General features: G+C 69.3%; 15 protein-coding genes. 10 read left to right on the top strand and 5 right to left on the bottom strand.

The annotated features are described in order from the left end of the window. Positions 1-49: 49 nt before the first annotated feature. On the top strand, positions 50-949 hold the full coding sequence (locus KV097_RS14325; RefSeq protein WP_220346079.1) for a LysR family transcriptional regulator: 900 nt from the start codon (positions 50-52) through the stop codon (positions 947-949). 13 nt (positions 950-962) lie between these two features. Here KV097_RS14325 and KV097_RS14320 read toward each other — a convergent pair whose 3' ends face one another. Beyond that, positions 963-2,015: an ornithine cyclodeaminase gene (locus KV097_RS14320; protein WP_220366249.1), complete on the bottom strand. Its 1,053-nt coding sequence runs from the start codon at positions 2,013-2,015 to the stop codon at positions 963-965. After that, entirely contained in the window at positions 2,012-2,881 is an 870-nt protein-coding gene (ddaH, locus tag KV097_RS14315) for a dimethylargininase (protein ID WP_255559646.1), read from the bottom strand. The genes KV097_RS14320 and ddaH overlap by 4 nt, the downstream gene beginning before the upstream one ends. 491 nt (positions 2,882-3,372) lie before the next feature. Between ddaH and KV097_RS14310 the strand changes: the two genes are divergently transcribed. From KV097_RS14310 to KV097_RS14300, 3 genes are all read left to right on the top strand, one after another. After that, entirely contained in the window at positions 3,373-3,879 is a 507-nt protein-coding gene (locus KV097_RS14310; RefSeq protein ID WP_220366248.1) for a hypothetical protein, read from the top strand. 429 nt (positions 3,880-4,308) lie between these two features. Then, entirely contained in the window at positions 4,309-4,572 is a 264-nt protein-coding gene (locus KV097_RS14305; RefSeq protein WP_220343430.1) for a hypothetical protein, read from the top strand. A gap of 212 nt (positions 4,573-4,784) precedes the next feature. Beyond that, entirely contained in the window at positions 4,785-5,363 is a 579-nt protein-coding gene (locus KV097_RS14300) for a hypothetical protein (protein ID WP_220346081.1), read from the top strand. Between the two features lie 550 nt (positions 5,364-5,913). Here the strand turns inward: KV097_RS14300 and ppk2 are convergent. The 3 genes from ppk2 to KV097_RS14285 all read right to left on the bottom strand — a co-directional run bounded on the left by ppk2 (position 5,914) and on the right by KV097_RS14285 (position 8,771). Beyond that, positions 5,914-6,807 carry a polyphosphate kinase 2 gene (gene ppk2, locus KV097_RS14295; RefSeq protein ID WP_220346082.1) on the bottom strand — a complete coding sequence of 298 codons (894 nt, stop codon included), beginning with the start codon at positions 6,805-6,807 and terminating at the stop codon, positions 5,914-5,916. A gap of 22 nt (positions 6,808-6,829) precedes the next feature. Next, the gene (locus KV097_RS14290; protein ID WP_220346083.1) at positions 6,830-7,507 is read right to left on the bottom strand and encodes a GAF and ANTAR domain-containing protein; all 678 of its coding nucleotides are present in this window, start codon (positions 7,505-7,507) and stop codon (positions 6,830-6,832) included. 61 nt (positions 7,508-7,568) lie between these two features. After that, on the bottom strand, positions 7,569-8,771 hold the full coding sequence (locus KV097_RS14285; protein WP_220346084.1) for an exonuclease domain-containing protein: 1,203 nt from the start codon (positions 8,769-8,771) through the stop codon (positions 7,569-7,571). A gap of 114 nt (positions 8,772-8,885) precedes the next feature. On the opposite strand from KV097_RS14285, the gene KV097_RS14280 reads away from it, so the two are divergent. From KV097_RS14280 to KV097_RS14255, 6 genes are all read left to right on the top strand, one after another. Next, the gene (locus KV097_RS14280; protein ID WP_220366247.1) at positions 8,886-10,688 is read left to right on the top strand and encodes an acyl-CoA dehydrogenase; all 1,803 of its coding nucleotides are present in this window, start codon (positions 8,886-8,888) and stop codon (positions 10,686-10,688) included. Positions 10,689-10,732: 44 nt separating this feature from the next. Continuing rightward, entirely contained in the window at positions 10,733-11,371 is a 639-nt protein-coding gene (locus KV097_RS14275) for a P1 family peptidase (protein ID WP_301021602.1), read from the top strand. Positions 11,372-12,279: 908 nt separating this feature from the next. Then, on the top strand, positions 12,280-13,260 hold the full coding sequence (locus KV097_RS14270) for an ABC transporter ATP-binding protein (RefSeq protein ID WP_166138369.1): 981 nt from the start codon (positions 12,280-12,282) through the stop codon (positions 13,258-13,260). Continuing rightward, entirely contained in the window at positions 13,257-14,066 is an 810-nt protein-coding gene (locus KV097_RS14265; RefSeq protein WP_220366246.1) for an ABC transporter permease, read from the top strand. Before KV097_RS14270 ends, KV097_RS14265 begins: the two co-directional genes overlap by 4 nt. A 17-nt stretch (positions 14,067-14,083) precedes the next feature. Beyond that, positions 14,084-15,163: a sensor histidine kinase gene (locus KV097_RS14260; protein ID WP_220366245.1), complete on the top strand. Its 1,080-nt coding sequence runs from the start codon at positions 14,084-14,086 to the stop codon at positions 15,161-15,163. Continuing rightward, positions 15,160-15,834 carry a response regulator transcription factor gene (locus tag KV097_RS14255; RefSeq protein WP_139105428.1) on the top strand — a complete coding sequence of 225 codons (675 nt, stop codon included), beginning with the start codon at positions 15,160-15,162 and terminating at the stop codon, positions 15,832-15,834. The genes KV097_RS14260 and KV097_RS14255 overlap by 4 nt, the downstream gene beginning before the upstream one ends. Positions 15,835-16,017: the final 183 nt, after the last annotated feature.

Raw genomic sequence — 16,017 nt, 5'->3', positions numbered from 1 at the left:
ACGATTGTTGATGATGATCCGTCAGGATCTCTGATGAAAGGCGGGCGTCGTGCTCGAGGTTCGGCGGCTCCGTCTCCTCCGGGAGCTGGCCCTGCGCGGGACCCTCGCCCGCGTCGCCGAGGCGCTGCACCAGAGCCCTTCGTCGGTCTCCCAGCAGCTGACCCAGCTCGAGCGCGAGGTCGGCGTCCCGCTGCTCTTCAAGTCCGGTCGCGGCGTGCGCCTGACGCCGCAGGCCGAGATCCTCGTCGAGCACACCGAGGCGATGCTCGCGCGGCTGGAGCGGGCGGAGTCCGATGTCGCGGCCTCCCTCGAGCGCCCGTCCGGCTCGGTGCGGGTGGCCGTCTTCCAGTCCGCGGCGCTCGCCCTGCTTCCCGCGGCCCTCACGTGGCTGGACGCCGAGCACTCCGATCTCCGCGTCACGGTCGTCCAGCGGGAGCCCGAGACCGCTCTCGCGGAGACCTGGGCACGTGACTTCGACCTGGTCGTCGCCGAGGAGTACCCGCACCACGCTGCACCGCGCCATCCGGGCCTCGACCGGCTGCCGCTCACGACCGACACGCTCTGGCTCGCCGTCTCGCCCGATGCTGCCGAGCACCGCCGGATCGAGCGCATCGAGGACGCGGCGCACGTGCCGTGGGTGATGGAGCCCGTCGGAGCGGCGTCGCGGCACTGGGCCGAGCAGGCGTGCCGACGTGCGGGCTTCGAGCCCGACGTACGGTTCGAGACCGCCGATCTCCAGGCGCACCTGCGGCTGGTGCAGTCCGGTCACGCGGTCGCCCTGCTCCCCGACATCCTCTGGAAGGGGCTGCCCGCACCGGCGCGGCTGTGCCCCCTTCCGGACGACCCGCAACGCTCGATCTTCACGTCCGCGCGGCTCTCGGCGGCGTCGAGTCCTGGCATCGCCTCGTGCCGGCGTGCCCTCGCGTACGCCGCCGAGTCGCCGCGCTGACGCCACCGTCGCCTCAGTGCACGGCGGCGACCGGCTCGCGCACCTGCGCCGGCGTCACCATCGCGAAGAGGTCCTTGGGATCGCTCGGCTCGGCGACGAGGTCGAGCGCCGCCTCGTACGAGGTGCCGCGGACGGCATCGCGGACGAAGCGCAGCGCGGTGAAGTCCTCGATCGCAAAGCCGACGGAGTCGAAGACGGTGATCTCGTCGGCCGACGTACGACCCAGGGCCTCTCCGGCGACGACCGTCCACAGCTCGGTGACCGGGAACTCAGGACCGAAGGCCTGGATCTCACCCTCGACACGGGTCTGCTCCGGATACTCCACGAACACCGACGCGCGTTCGAGGATGGCCTGGTCGAGCTCGGTCTTGCCCGGGCAGTCACCGCCGATCGCATTGATGTGGACCCCGGGGACCACGTCGGCGTCGCGGAGCACGGTCGCATTGGTCTTGTCGGCGGTGCACGTGGTGATCACGTCGGCGCCGAGGACCGCGTCGGCCGCGCTGCTCGCGACTGTCACCTCGAAGCCGAGCGGCTCGAGGTTGCGGACGAGCTTCTGCATCGCGGCCGGGTCGGTGTCCCAGACCCGGAGCCGGTCGATGCCCAGGGCCGCCCGGAACCCGAGCGCCTGGAACTCCGCCTGCGACCCCGTCCCGATCATCGCCATCGTGGAGGCGTCGCGACGGGCGAGCCAGCGCGCCGCCATCGCCGAGGTGGCCGCCGTCCGGAGGGCCGTGAGCAGCGTCATCTCGGCGATGAACGTCGGGTATCCGTTGTCGACCTGTGCGAGCACACCGAAGGCGGTGACGGTCTGGAAGCCCCGCAGGGGGTTCTTCGGGTGCCCGTTGACGTACTTGAAGCCGTACTCGTCGCCGTCGCTGGTCGGCATCAGCTCCATCACGCCCTCGCGGGTGTGAACGGCGTGGCGGGGCGACTTGTCGAACTGCGGCCAGCGGCGGAAGTCGCCCTCCAGTGCCGTCACCATGTCGCCGATGATCTGCTCGGCGCCCTGCTCGGCGATCCAGCGGCGCATGCCGGGGACGTCGACGAACGAGACGGTGGTCATGCGCGTACCTCCAAGGTGCAGCACTTCACGCTTCCGCCGCCCTTGAGCAGCTCGCTCAGGTCGACGCCGATCGGGTTGAAGCCCCTCTCCCGCAGGCGCTCGTGCAGGTGCACGGCCTTGTCGGTCAGGACCACGTTGTAGCCGTCGGAGACGGCGTTGAGGCCGAGCACCTCGGCGTCGGCCGCGGTCGCGACGATGGCGTCGGGGAACAGCTGACGCAGGATCGCGTTGCTCGCGGCGCTGAAGGCGAGCGGGTAGTAGGCGATCGTCTGGTCGTCGATCGCCGCGAGGGCCGTGTCGAGGTGATAGAAGCGGGGGTCGACCAGCTCCAGCGAGATCACCGGTGCGCCGAAGAACTCACGGGCCTCGTGGTGGGCGGCCACTGACGTACGGAAGCCGGTGCCGGCGAGGATCAGGCGGCCGACGACGAGGAAGTCGCCCTCGCCCTCGTTCTGCGCGGCCGCCTGGATGGTCGGTCGGAGCCCGGCCTCGTCGAACCATGCGTGATAGGCCGCACCCTCCGGCTGACGCTCGGCGAACGTGAAGCTGGCCGCCATGGCCTTCCCGTCGTAGACCACCCCGCCGTTGGCCGCGTACACCATGTCCGGGAGTCCCTCCACCGGCTGGATCAGCTCGACGCGGTGGCCGAGGCTCTCGTAAGTGGCGCGCAGCACCTCCCACTGGGCCACCGCCAGGTCGGTGTCGACCGGCTTGGTGGGATCCATCCACGGGTTGATCGCATAGGTCACGTCGAAGTGCTCTGGTCGGCACATGAGAAACCGGCGAGGGATGGCCTCGCCGGCCGTCCTCGAGCTGACCGCGTGCTCCGCCGGCGAGGGCAGCGGAGCGCGGGTGGTGATCGTCATCGAGTACCTCCGTGTCATCGGTGACTCGAAGGTATGTCGACAAGCGTTCCGCCAGTGGGCCGCATTCGTTGCGAAGATCAGGCCCCGACCAGCGATCTGTTGTGGGGTTGACGCGGATTCGTCAGCGGGTCTCGTGCAGCCGACCCGCGAGGGCGCCCTCGACGACGGCGACCGTGACACGGCGGCACCGGGGGCGGCCGTCGGGACCCTGATCGCTCTTCCCTGCGTCCGCTATTGCATATTGATCCGGTCAATTGATCTCGGCTGAGGTGGCAGTCTCATGAGACAGGCGTATCTGTCCCACCCGGTCTGGCCGCGTTTCGATGCTGGGCAGCGGTGGCCGAGCCCGGAAGCGCTGAAGGAGATTTCGTCTCGCGGTTGGGGGTTGTTCTCGAGCTGCCCTGGGGGCAACATCGCTCGAACCGCTCCTTCCGCTCGCCCGGACACTGCGCGATCTGGTCCTGAGGGGCGGGTCTGGCGTCGACCTGTCAATGCTCGACGAGTTTCGTCAGTTCGAGCTCCTTCAACTTGACCAGGAGCTCGAGTCTGCGGGTCCGGTCGATCTTTCGGGGCTCACAAATCTCACCGAACTGACTGGACGGGCAGATGTCGTTGTTACAGGTGTCTCGGCACCTCGACTGGCGCACCTTGAGGTGCTGGAAGGTCGGCCCGATCTCCTTGAACGTGTCACGGGGGCGCTTCGTTGGCTGCGTGTTGACTCATCGCCTGTCGCGGGGTTGCCGCGGATGGGTGTAGGGGCCACTGTGATCTTCGGCAGTGACGAGGTCGCGGACTTCTGTTTCGAGATGGACGATGCCGCTGAGAAGGGCGAAACCATCGGGCTTCTCGAGTCTGCTCTCGACGTGGTTCTGGAGGATCCCAAAGGCGCTGACCGCGGCGAGGTGCTGGTTGCGGTCGCAGCGGCTGCCCTCGTGGCGCTGTCAGCGGGGAACACAGTTGAGCTGGACGAGTTTGACGTCAACGGGCCCGAACGCTGAGTCCGTCTGACCTGAGTCCTCCTCCGGGGCTCACGGCGGATGCGGTCCGTCTGCTCGGAATCGTCGCTCAGCCGCTCGAGCTCCATCCGTGGGTGGACCCGCTCTGAGGTCTCAACCACTAGAGCAGACCACTGATCGACCCCTTGCAAGACCCTGCCAAGATGTCGGCATCGTCGGCGGCCTGTGGTTGATGGGCCCCCGCCGCGACAACGGCGCAGTAGGCACGGCTGCTCCACGACGTATCGCATCCCAGGGCGGACGACATTGACGAAGTATGGTGCTCAACTCCTCGATCCGGAGATCGCTCGGGCCACTGCTCGCGCCATAGTTGGTGATCGGCCCCTCATCGTGGAATCCGAGAGACGGAGGCGTGGCCTAGCCCTCACGATGAGCCGCAAGCAAGCCCCGGTCGAGCCTCTCCGGAGGGAGATGGCCTTCATCGAGCTCTCGGGAGCCGGCCTGTTCGAGCTTGCGATCGAGGGTGGATTCGGTCTCATCGAGATCGATGACTGCGTGGATTCGTGGGACGAAGTATTCCGCCTCATGGTGCGCCTCTCTGTTTCCTATTTCGATGGTGAAGGTGAATGGTGCGCGATACGGCCGATTCGCGGTCGGACTAGGCACGGCTTGCGGCTCGCAGTGGAAGGCGATTCCTACCTTCTGGAAGGGCCCACGTTCGAGACGTCGTCATGATGAGGCGCTGCCGTGACGCGAACGAGCGCGACCGGACGGGCAGCCCTTCGCCGGGTTGACTCGACTCGGCACTGAGGCTCGAACCATGTTGGCGAACGCCGGGACGCGGTGCGCCTCCGGGATAACTTGTGCGAACGTTGTTCGTCCTCGTTCCCCGGACTCGTCTCGGATGTCGCTGCACGCAATGAAATAAGGGAAAGCAGGGAAGTGGTATGTGGACTGTTGAAGAGCGCGACGCGTTTGTCAGGTCGGGAGAGAAGTTGGCGCGCGCGATCCTCGAGTACACCGAGTCGATGTCGAACCTCACGTCAAGCTCGGAAACTCGCGAGGCCTTCTCTTTCGACGACCCGCTTGTCCATGCCATTGAGGGGTACTCGGATGCGCTATCGGATTATGCCAATACTGTTCCTCCCTTCGCCGCCGAGGATGAGGACGAATTTCACGCGCCCGGAATCGACATGTTTGATCCCGCGGAGTCGTCGACCCAGATCTCAGTTATCGCGAGAACCGACTACTCCGTCGTTGACCGAGAGGCGTTCGAAGGTGGTGCTCCTCCGCTGGTGGGGGTAGGGATAGACAACGGAGATCCAGTTGGGTTGGGTGAGGTGTTCCTGCGGTACGCCGAGTCGGGAGGCTCGTGGTTCTCCGTGGAGGCGCAAGGCCTCGAACGAGCGGCGTGGTCTGCTGTCGTCATCGGCACCGGGGAGTTGGAACGATGCTCCACGGACGAATGGTTAGAGCGTCTTCGTGATCTCACCGGGAACAAGCCAGTCTTCGTCGCGGAAGGCTGACGCAGACGGCGCGGCGAGCAAACGGTGAGGTGCTCCTCGAAGTGCGGATGACGTCTCCGCCGACATCTGGGCGACGCGCTAGAGCGGGGTGTCTCAGTGCCGACCCACAGGCTTCTGGGCGTGGTCGCTGCTCATGCCGGGGACGAAGATGAGGCGGAAGATCATTTCTTGGCCATCTCACACTGTCCGAGGATCCCGAGCTCGCAGCGGAAATCTTCCTCGACCTCGCGTTGGACGGGAACGTGCGAGGTGCGCGCGGGTATGCCTTGGCGCAACGAATGCTGGGCAAGGATGCACTCGCCGAGGCAGCGCTGCGTGACTGTGTCTGGACGCTCTGGAGGCGGCTGACGATCTTGTGAGACTGCTCGTCGAAACTGGACGGGAGAGCGAAGCTCGCGATCTGATCGACTCGCTTACGGACGAGTACTCAGACGAATGGGCACAGGAAATCTTGGCGAGTGCATTTCCGGCGGCTTCCGGTACGGACGAGGCCTCATCGTGACGTCCACGGGCGGTCGCAAGAGATCTGCCCGGCAGGAGCCCCCGGCGCTCAGTCGCCGACCGACTCCTTGCCGCGACGGACGAGCTTGGGGTCCGGATAGCCGACGACCGCGGTGTCCTTGTCCTCGTAGTCGAACTGGCTCAGGAAGAAGCGCATGGCGTTGATGCGACCGCGCTTCTTGTCGTTGCTCTTGATCGCGGTCCAGGGGGAGACGTCGGTGTCGGTGTGCCGCATCATCGCCTCCTTCGCGTCGCTGTAGTCGTCCCACCGGTCGAGCGACTCGATGTCCATCGGGGACAGCTTCCACCGGCGTACGGGGTCGATCTGGCGGATGGCGAAGCGCGTCCGCTGCTCGTGCTGGGTCACCGAGAACCACAGCTTGGTGAGCGACACCCCGCTGTCGATCAGCATCTGCTCGAAGAGCGGCGCCTGGCGCATGAAGCGCTCGTACTCGACGTCGGTGCAGAAGCCCATGACCTTCTCGACCCCCGCCCGGTTGTACCAGGAGCGGTCGAACATGACGATCTCGCCGGAGGTCGGCAACCGCTCGACGTAGCGCTGGAAGTACCACTGGCCACGCTCGGTCTCCGTCGGTCGGGTGAGGGCGACCACACGTGCACTGCGGGGGTTGAGGTGCTCGGTGAAGCGCTTGATGGTGCCGCCCTTGCCGGCGGCGTCACGGCCCTCGAAGAGGATGACGTGCTTGGTGCCGCTGTCCTGGGCCCAGTATTGGAACTTGAGGAGCTCGACCTGCAGGCGGTACTTCTCCGCCTCGTAGTGGTCGCGGTCCATCCGTGTCGTGTATGGGTAGTCCTCGCGCCAGGTCTCGATCGGGTGGCCGCCGGGATCGATGAGATCCGGGTCCGAGCCATGGCCGTCGTGCCTGACCGTGTAGCCCGCGACGACCAGGTCCTCGAGGTACTCGCGGAAGTTCTGGATCATGATGCCCCCGTCCGGTGTGCGACTAGCTGCTCGGCAGCTCTCGTCGCTCGACGATCTGCTCGGCGATCTCGCGCAGACGCGTGTTGGAATCCTGGGAGTAGCGCTTGAGGATCGCGAACGCCGTCACCGGGTCGACACCGAACCGCTCCATGATGATGCCCTCCGCCTGGCCGATGACGGTGCGCGTGTCGAGCGCGGCGCTCAGCGACTCGATCGTGCGGGCGGCGGCGAGCGCCGCGGACGCGTGGGCCGAGAACGACAGCAGCAGTGCGGCGTCGGTGTCCTTGAACTGGTTGGTGCGAGAACCGTACAGGTTGAGAGCGCCGATCCTCCTGCCGTCGGCCTGGAGGTCGGCCGCCACGATGCTCTGGATGCCGACGCTGCATGCCCGTGGACCCCACTCCGGCCAGCGCGGGTCGGAGTCGAGATCGTTGGCGATGACGACGTGCTGCTCGGTGACCGCATCGACGCACGGACCCTGGCCGAGCGCGTACTGCAGCGAGTCCAGCTCGGTCACGATCTCGTGCGTCGGCCCGACGGTCTCGAGCTCGCCGCGCGAACGGATGAGCGTGACCCCCGCCTGGTCGGCGTCGAAGAGGAGTCGGGCGGACTGCGTCACCTTCTCGATCGACGGCTCCAGGCCCCGGATGCTGCTGAGCTCGCGCACGACCGTGCTCACGATCTCATTGTGCTCTGCCATCGGACGTCCTCCTCGAAGCCGATGGTGCAGCCTAACCCCCGGTGTCCGGGTGCGCCGAGGGTCAGCGGTCGAGGTGGCGTGCGAACTCCTCCACGGTGATCACCGGGATGCCGTATCCGCGTGCCTTCTTGGCCTTGACCGACATCGTGCACGAGTCGGCGGCCACCACCACGTCGACCTCGGTCGTGACGCCGTCGAGGACCTGCAACCCGGCCGCCGTGGCGCGCCGGGCCCAGGCGTCGTGCGGCTCGGACATCTCACCGGTGAAGACCACCCGGGCGCTGCGCGGGAGCGCGAACGGGGCGACGATCATCGGCACGGCCGCGCCGGCCAGGGCAGCGTCGAGGTCGGACCCGTCGAGGCCGAGAGCGTCGGCGACGCGCTCGAGCTCTCGTCGTTCAGCGTCGGTGCAGGTCCGGTCGCGGGTGGCGAGCCGGGCGAGAGCACGGAGGTAGTCGCGGTGCATGCGAGTGACATCCGAGGCTCCCAGACCGAGCGAGCGAGAGACCGCCGCCAGCATGGCCGGGGCGTCGGCCGCCAGCTCGTGGTCCGTCAGCGCTCGGTCGAGCACCGCGAGGTACGGGTCGGCGAGGTCCGACGCCGAGTCTCGCGGGAGGTCGCCGACGAGGCCGGCCATGAAGCCGGTCGGGCGCGCGGCCGAGGCATCGTCGGGGCGCGGCACCGCGCGGAACCGCCGCGGTGCGATCTCGGGCCACGCGACGTCGCGCGCCCGGTCGACGACGTCGTGCCAGGGAGGTGGTGTCCCGACGCGACGGAGGTAGTGGGCGAGCAGCGCGGCGGTCGCGCGGGTGTCGGCCGCGGCGGCGTGCCATCCGTCGAGAGGGACCCCCGCCGCAGCGCAGCAGTCTCCGAGCGAGCGTCCCGTGCCCGGGAGAAGGTCGGCACTCAGGGTCATCGTGCACAGTCCGGCGTCGTGAGCCACGGGAAAGACGAGCCCCATCCGGTCGAACTCCGCCACGAGGAACGTCAGGTCGAACGGGAGGTTGTGGGCGACGAGCGTGCGGCCGCGGAGGAGCGACACCAGGTGCGCGGCGACCTCGGAGAACCGCGGTGCGCGCACGGCGTCGACGGCACGGATGCCGTGGATGCGCTGGGGTCCGAGGTCTCGCTCGGGGTTGACCAGAGTGGACCACTCGTGCTCGACCCGGCCGTCGGCATCGACGAGGACGACGGCGACCTCGGCCACGCGGTGGTGGAACGCCGGACTGAGCCCGGTCGTCTCGGTGTCGATCACGGCGTACATAGCACCTCGCGCTCCTGGGTCGTGATCAGCAACCTAGCCGTCGGCACCGACAGGAGAGCGTCCGCCTGAGACCGGGCTCACACGCTGACTAAGCGAGCGCTTAGTATCAGCCGCATGGCCGATTCCCGGATCCTCTCGCGGCGCGACCTCGAGTTCCTCCTGCACGAGTGGCTCGACGTCGAAGAGCTCACGTCTCGAGAGCGGTACGCCGAGCACGACCGCGACACGTTCGACGCGGTTCTCGCGCTGTCGGAGACGATCGCGACGGAGAAGTTCGCCCCGCTCAGCCGCGCTCTCGACATCGAGGAGCCCCGCGTCGGCGCGGACGGCCACGTCGAGATGCTTCCCGGCGTGGCGGAGGCCCTCTCGGCGTACAACGCCGCCGGGTTCCCGGGCCTGGCCTTCGACGCCGAGCACGGTGGTCTCCAGCTGCCCTTCACCCTCCAGCGGGCGTCGGCGATGTGGTTCCAGGCGGCGAGCGTCGGCGTCCACTCGTACCCCTCGCTCGCGGCGGGCAACGCGCACCTGATCCTGACCTACGGCACGCCCGAGCAGATCGAGACGTACGCGAAGCCGGTGATCGAGGGCCGCTGGTACGGGACGATGTGCCTGTCGGAGCCGCAGGCCGGCTCCTCGCTCACCGACATCACCACCCGTGCGGTGCCGCAGGACGACGGTTCCTACCGGGTCACCGGGACCAAGATGTGGATCTCGGGTGGTGACCACGAGCTCGGCGAGAACATCGTGCACCTGGTCCTCGCCAAGACACCCGGGGCGCCGCCCGGCGTCCGCGGTATCTCCCTCTTCATCGTCCCGAAGCACCTTCCGGACGCGGCGGGCGAGGCTGGCGAGCGCAACGACGTCGCGCTGGTCGGCCTCAACCACAAGATGGGCTTCCGCGGCACGACCAACACGCTGCTGAACTTCGGCGAGGGCTTCGCCGAGCCAGGCGGGCAGGCGGGGGCGATCGGCTTCCTCGTGGGCGAGGAGCACCGCGGCCTCGCCGCCATGTTCCACATGATGAACGCGGCCCGGATCGGTGTCGGCGCTGGTGCGGTCGCGCTCGGCTACACGGGCTACCTCCATGCGCTCGACTACGCGAAGACGCGGACCCAGGGGCGCCCGGTCGGCGCCAAGGACGCGCTCGCGCCGCCGGTGCCGATCATCGAGCACGCCGACGTCCGCCGCATGCTCCTTGCGTCGAAGGCGTACGTCGAGGGCGGACTCGCCCTCGTCCTCTACTGCGCCCGGCTCGTCGACGAGGAGGCGACCGGGCCCGACGCCGAGGCGCGGGCACGCGCGCACACGCTGCTGGAGGTTCTGACCCCCATCGCCAAGTCCTGGCCGTCGCAGTGGTGCCTCGCGGCCAACGATCTCGCGATCCAGGTGCACGGGGGCTACGGATACACCCGCGACTACCCGGTGGAGCAGCTCTATCGCGACAACCGGCTCAACCCGATTCACGAGGGGACCCACGGCATCCAGGCGCTCGACCTGCTCGGCCGCAAGGTCGTCGCCGACGGCGGCGCGGGCCTCGCTCTGCTCGCGGCGACGATCGGCGCGTCGGTTGCCCAGGCCCGCAAGGCGGGAGGAGACGCCGCCTCGTACGCCGACGCCCTGGAGCCGGTGCTCGGGCGGCTGGTCGAGGTGACGCGCACCGCCTGGGCCCAGGGCGACGCTGCGGTGGCGTTGGCGAACGCGTCGGCCTACCTGGAGGCGGCGGGTCACGTCGTCGTGGCCTGGATCTGGCTGGAGCAGCTGCTCGCGGCCGGTGATGGGCAGGACGTGTTCTACGAGGGGAAGCGTGCCGCGGCCCGCTACTTCTTCACCTACGAGCTGCCCACGGTCGGGCCGCGCCTCGACCTCGTCGCCTCGGGCGACCGTACGACGCTCGACCTCGACGTCGCGTCGCTCTGACGCGGCCGCGTCGATTCGTGCTCTGACGCGGTAGCGTCCACATCGTGCGCGTCGACGAGCTGCCGCTCACCCTCGGCCCCCATCCACGGGGCCGGTACGGAGCGATCACCGACGTCGAGGGCGTGCGCGTCGGGCACGCGACGATCGCCCGCGGGGACCTGCGGACGGGGGTGACCGCGATCGTGCCGGACGCGCTCGGGCCGTCGCGTCGCCGGCTGCCCGCCGGGCTGTCGGTGGGCAACGGGTTCGGCAAGCTCGTCGGGGCGACCCAGCTGGTCGAGCTCGGGGCGCTCGAGACGCCGGTGCTGCTCACCAGCACGCTCTCGGTGTTCCGGGTGGCCGACGCGCTGGTCGCCCACGTCCTGGCGCGTCCCGGCTACGAGGACGTCGCCACGCTCAACCCTGTCGTCGGCGAGACGAACGACGGCCACCTCTCCGATGTCCGCGCCCGCGCGGTCGGCGCCGAGCACGTCGAGGAGGCCCTCGCGTCGGCGAGTGGTGGGCGCGTCGTCGAGGGGTGCGTCGGAGCCGGGACGGGCACGACGGCGCTCGGCTACAAGGGAGGGATCGGCACCTCGTCTCGCCTGGTCGAGCTCGCGGGACGCACCGTCACGGTCGGCGCGCTCGTGCAGTCCAACATGGACGGCACGCCGGGTGCTCTGGGGTACTTCCAGGTGCGTTGACCTACACGTTAGCGCAGGTCAGGTGGGCCGTCGGCGTCCTCAGCGGGCGTTCAGAGGCATAGGGGCGCATTCGAATCTGTAGCGTATAGCCGCATGGATAGTCGCATGGCGCTCAAGGCCCGACGTCATGCATCCTCCCGCTGGTCGGCTGAGTGGAGGCGCCCGTCCTGCCAGCCGGTCACACGACATCCCTGACTGATGCGTTGAGCGCTGAACCGTCGCATCGATAGTCGCATCGTGACCCCGCGTCGGGTGATCCAGTGCGGGTCTAGCGTCGCTTGCCGAGCCCGGGCGAGCCGCCCTGCTCGATACGCCGGACGCCCCCGAAGAGGTTGCGGGCCGAGCTGACGCCGGTCAAGTCCCGCGTAGTGACCGAACCCGAGATCGGAGCTGATGACCTGCCCGCGCTGACTGCCTGACACCTCATCGAGGAGAACGCTGCCGACGCTGTCGTTGGCGCGGAATGGAGACGGCCCAACCCGGGCCGCGCCGCACAGCGCAACGGCTACCGCCATCGCGCCTTAGACACCCGTGTCGGCACCCACCTTGTGGCTGCGTTAGCTGCCCGACCATCTTGGTCTACAGGAGGCGGACGACGGTTTCGCCGTACGCCGCCACAGCTGCGCCCGCGAGGCCGTGGCCGGCGGGACCTGTTCGGCCAGGGCGAGGATCTGCGCGACCACACCCAGGTGCTCCAGCGGATCGCCCTGGGGCGCACCTACCTGACTGCGCCGAAGGTCACCACGGTCATGGCGTGGCCGTCGCGTGGCCGTCGCAGGGCCGGTCCAGGGACCTGGTCGGGTTCGTCTGCACTGCTTACAGTCTCCAGGGACCTCTGCCCGGGGGCAGAGGTCGGGTTCTGCCTCCGGGCCGATGTGCCGAGGGTCCCCGCGACATGGAATGGGGGCATGCAACCAACACCCATGCGCCACGCCACCGAGCACATCTCTGGGCCGGTCGTCACCGTGCGCGGACTGACCAAGTCGTACGGCGGACGAGTCGTCGTCGACAATCTCGACCTGCACGTGGGGGCTGGTGAGATCGTCGGTCTCATCGGCGCCAACGGTGCCGGCAAGACCACCACCGTCGAGTGCCTGCAGGGCCTGCGGACGCCCGACTCCGGGGTGATCCGGGTCCTCGGCCTGGACCCGGTCAAGCAGGCCGATCGCCTGCGCCTGCAGGTGGGCAGCCAGCTGCAGAGCTCTGGGTTGCCCGACCGGCTGCGGGTCACCGAGGCGGTGGACCTGTTCGCCGGCCCGCACGCCCAGGACCGGGACCGGCTGCTCGAGCAGTTCGGCCTCGGGCGGCTGCGTCGCTCCCCGTTCGCGGGGCTGAGCGGGGGAGAGCGGCAGCGGTTGTTCCTCGTGCTCGCGCTGCTCAACCGGCCGCGCCTGGTCATCCTCGACGAGCTCACCCAGGGCCTGGACCCCGCCGCACGGCGTGAGGTGTGGTCCGCCGTTGCGCAGCTGCGTGACGAGGGCACCACCGTCATGCTCGTGACGCACGAGCTCGACGAGGCGGAGGCACTGTGCGAGCGTGTCGTCGCCATGCGACAGGGGCGGGTGCTCGACCAGGGCACGCCCGCCGAGCTGGTCGCCCGCCACGCCCCTGGAGTCACGGTCCGCTTCGGGCTTCCGGGTGCCGGGGGTTCGGCGATCCGCGGCGAGCTCGATCGACTTCCCGGCGTACACCGGGTGAGCCAGGAGCGCGACCAGGTCGCGATCGAGGGCGCGCGCGAGGCCATCGCCCACGTGGGGGCCTGGCTCGTCGCGAGCGGACACCCCGTGCCGGTCGATCTCCGGGTCGACATCCCCGATCTCGAGTCGGCGCTGCTGACCCTGCTCGACCAGTCCACCGATCTCCCCGAGACCAGGAAGGTCGCATCATGAGCACGTTCGTCCCCATCCAGCCGGACACTGCCGGCGCCGATCCGCGCTCCACCGCCGCGCCCGCGCCCAAGCACCGCTCGGCCACCCGCCGACTCGTCACCACCGAGCTCCGGCTGCTCAGCCGCGAGCCGTTCGCCCTGACCTTCGTGCTGGTGTTCCCGATCGTCTCCATGCTGATCATCGGCGGCTCGTTCGGGACCCAGCCCGACGACGCCTTCCCGGTGAACCCGTCGCACTGGTACGTCGCTTCCTACTTCACCGTGGTGATCGGGGCGACTGGACTGATCATGCTGCCGGTGCACATCGCCACCTACCGGGAGCGAGGAGTGCTGCGCCGGTTCGCGGCGTCGGGGTTCCCACGGTGGTCGTTCGCGTTGGCCCAGCTCATGGTCGGCCTCACCGCGATCGCGATCTCGGGTGCGCTCCTGCTGGCCGTCGCCGCACCGGTCTACGGCATCCCGAGCGTCGAGGACCCGGTGCGGGTCGTGGCCGGCGTGGTCGTTGCCTCCGTGGCGTTCGCCAGCATCGGGGTGCTGCTCGGGACGATGCTGCCCTCGGCGCGGGCGGCACAGGCCGTCGGGCTGCTGCTGTTCTTCCCCTCCTTCCTGCTCGGTGTCGGCGGCCCACCGCCGGCGGTGATGTCGGATGCGCTGCGGGAGATCTCCGAGCGGCTGCCGCTGTCGCTGGCCAACCAGGCGATCCGGGAACCGTGGCTCGGGATCGGCGACGCCACGGTCGCCCTGGTGGCCGTCACCGTGATCGCGGTCGGCGCCATGGCCCTGGCGGCACGGCGCAGCGCCCTGTGACGTCTAGGGTCGCTCCTATGACGGAGTGGGGAACGCGAGCCGCGGCACCTGCCGCGCTCGCGTTCTTCGCGCTCCTGGGAGTGCTGATGACGCGCCAGTCGACCCCGGTGGCGCTGTGGTCGGCCGCGGGCATCGTCGCTGCGGCGCTGGCGCTGGCGAAGTGGGCGCCGTCGGGCTGGCGGCTCGCGGCGGGGTTGGTCATCCCGATCGCGGGGCTGGTGGTGCTCGGTCACGAGCAGTCCTCCAACCTGTCCTGGATGGGGCTGTGCGTCATCGCCGCCTGGGCCGCGCTGTCGTCTGCGTTGCCGGTGGCCCTGACCACGCTCGTCGTACTCCTCGCAGGACCCGTCGGGGAGTGGGCGATCCACCCCTCGGAACCCGGATGGGGTGCCTGGATCATCGGTACGGCGTTCACGACCATCGCCTGCGTGTTCGCCCGGCGACTGCGACTGACCGTGGTCGAGCTCAACCGCACCCGGGCCGAGCTGGCCGAGCGCAGCAGGGCCGAGGAGCGCAGCCGGATCGCCGATGAGGTGCACGACGTGATCGGCCACGCCCTGACCGTCTCGCTGCTGCACATCGGCAGCGCCCGGCTCGCACTCGACGACGAGCCCGAGGAAGCGCGCGCCTCCCTGGTCGAGGCGGAGAGGTTGGCCCGACAGAGCCTGGAGGAGGTCCGCGCCACCGTCGGCCTGATGCGCACCGACGACCCCGTCCGGATGGCGCCGCTGCCCGACGCCCGTGACATCGCCGACCTCGTGGACTCGTTCCGCCGAGCCGGCGCTGCCGTCGAGCTCAAGGTCGAGGGAGACCTTTCCTCTTTGGGATCCACCCGGGGACTGGCTGCCTACCGGATCGTCCAGGAGGCACTGACCAACGCCGCTCGGCACGCCGCCGGCGAGCCAGTCGCTGTCTGCGTGATCGCCGGCAAGGCAGACGTCACGGTGACGGTGCGCAACGGCGGGACGCCCGACCCCGCGGCCACCCCCGGTTCCGGCCTCGACGGCATGCGCGAGCGCGCCGAAAGCGTCGGTGGCCGACTCACCGCCGGTCCGGTCCCGCAGGGCTGGCTGGTCGAGGCGGTGCTGCCGTCATGACCCAGGAGGTGGTCCGGGTGCTCCTGGTCGATGACCAGGAGCTCGTCCGCACAGGGCTGCGCGGGATCCTGCGCTCCCGGTTCGGGTTCGAGATCGTCGGTGAGCTGGCGAGCGGCGAGGGCATCGTCGACGCGGTGGCGTCCCTGCGCCCCGACGTGGTGGTGATGGACGTGCGGATGCCCCGGGTCGACGGCGTCGCCGCGACCCGGTTGCTGGCCGACGTACCCGATGCGCCACCGGTGCTGGTGCTGACGACGTTCGAGGACGAGGAGGTGCTCGCCGGGGCGCTCCGCGCCGGGGCGGCCGGCTTCCTGCTCAAGTCTGTCCCGGCCGAGGACCTCCAGCGCGCTGTCCGGGCGGTCGCCGCCGGCGACTCGTGGCTGGACCCGGCCGTCACCGGCCGGGTGCTCACGGCCTACCGCGGAGCGCAGGCCCCACCGGTGTCCGGCGCGGCTGTCGAGACGCTCACGCCACGGGAGCGAGAGGTGCTCGCCCTGATCGGCGCCGGCCTCAACAACACCGAGATCGCCGCCAACCTGTTCCTCGGCGAGGGCACGATCAAGACCCACATCGGGCACATCTTCGCCAAGCTCGGCCTGCGCGACCGCGCTGCCGCCGTGGTCTTCGCCTTCGACCACGGGCTGGTCCAGCCGGGGCGCCGCTCCGGGTGAGGTTGGGCTTGGCCGCTGCCTGTGCCGCTTTACGGCGCACGGATGGTTAGCGCAGGTCAGGCTCCCCATCTGATCGGGGCGGCGATCGTGTGGTTGCTCATGCATGTCAGGTGTGAGCGGTCGACCACGTGAAGCGGCTCAACCCCGCCGGATGTCAGCCGTTCACCGGGATGCCCGTCAATG

This window comes from Mumia sp. zg.B17 (assembly GCF_019550915.1).
In the GTDB taxonomy this organism is placed as follows: domain Bacteria; phylum Actinomycetota; class Actinomycetes; order Propionibacteriales; family Nocardioidaceae; genus Mumia.
The sequence above is the reverse complement of the archived record's forward strand: the minus strand, read 5'-3'. Positions and strand labels throughout refer to the sequence as shown.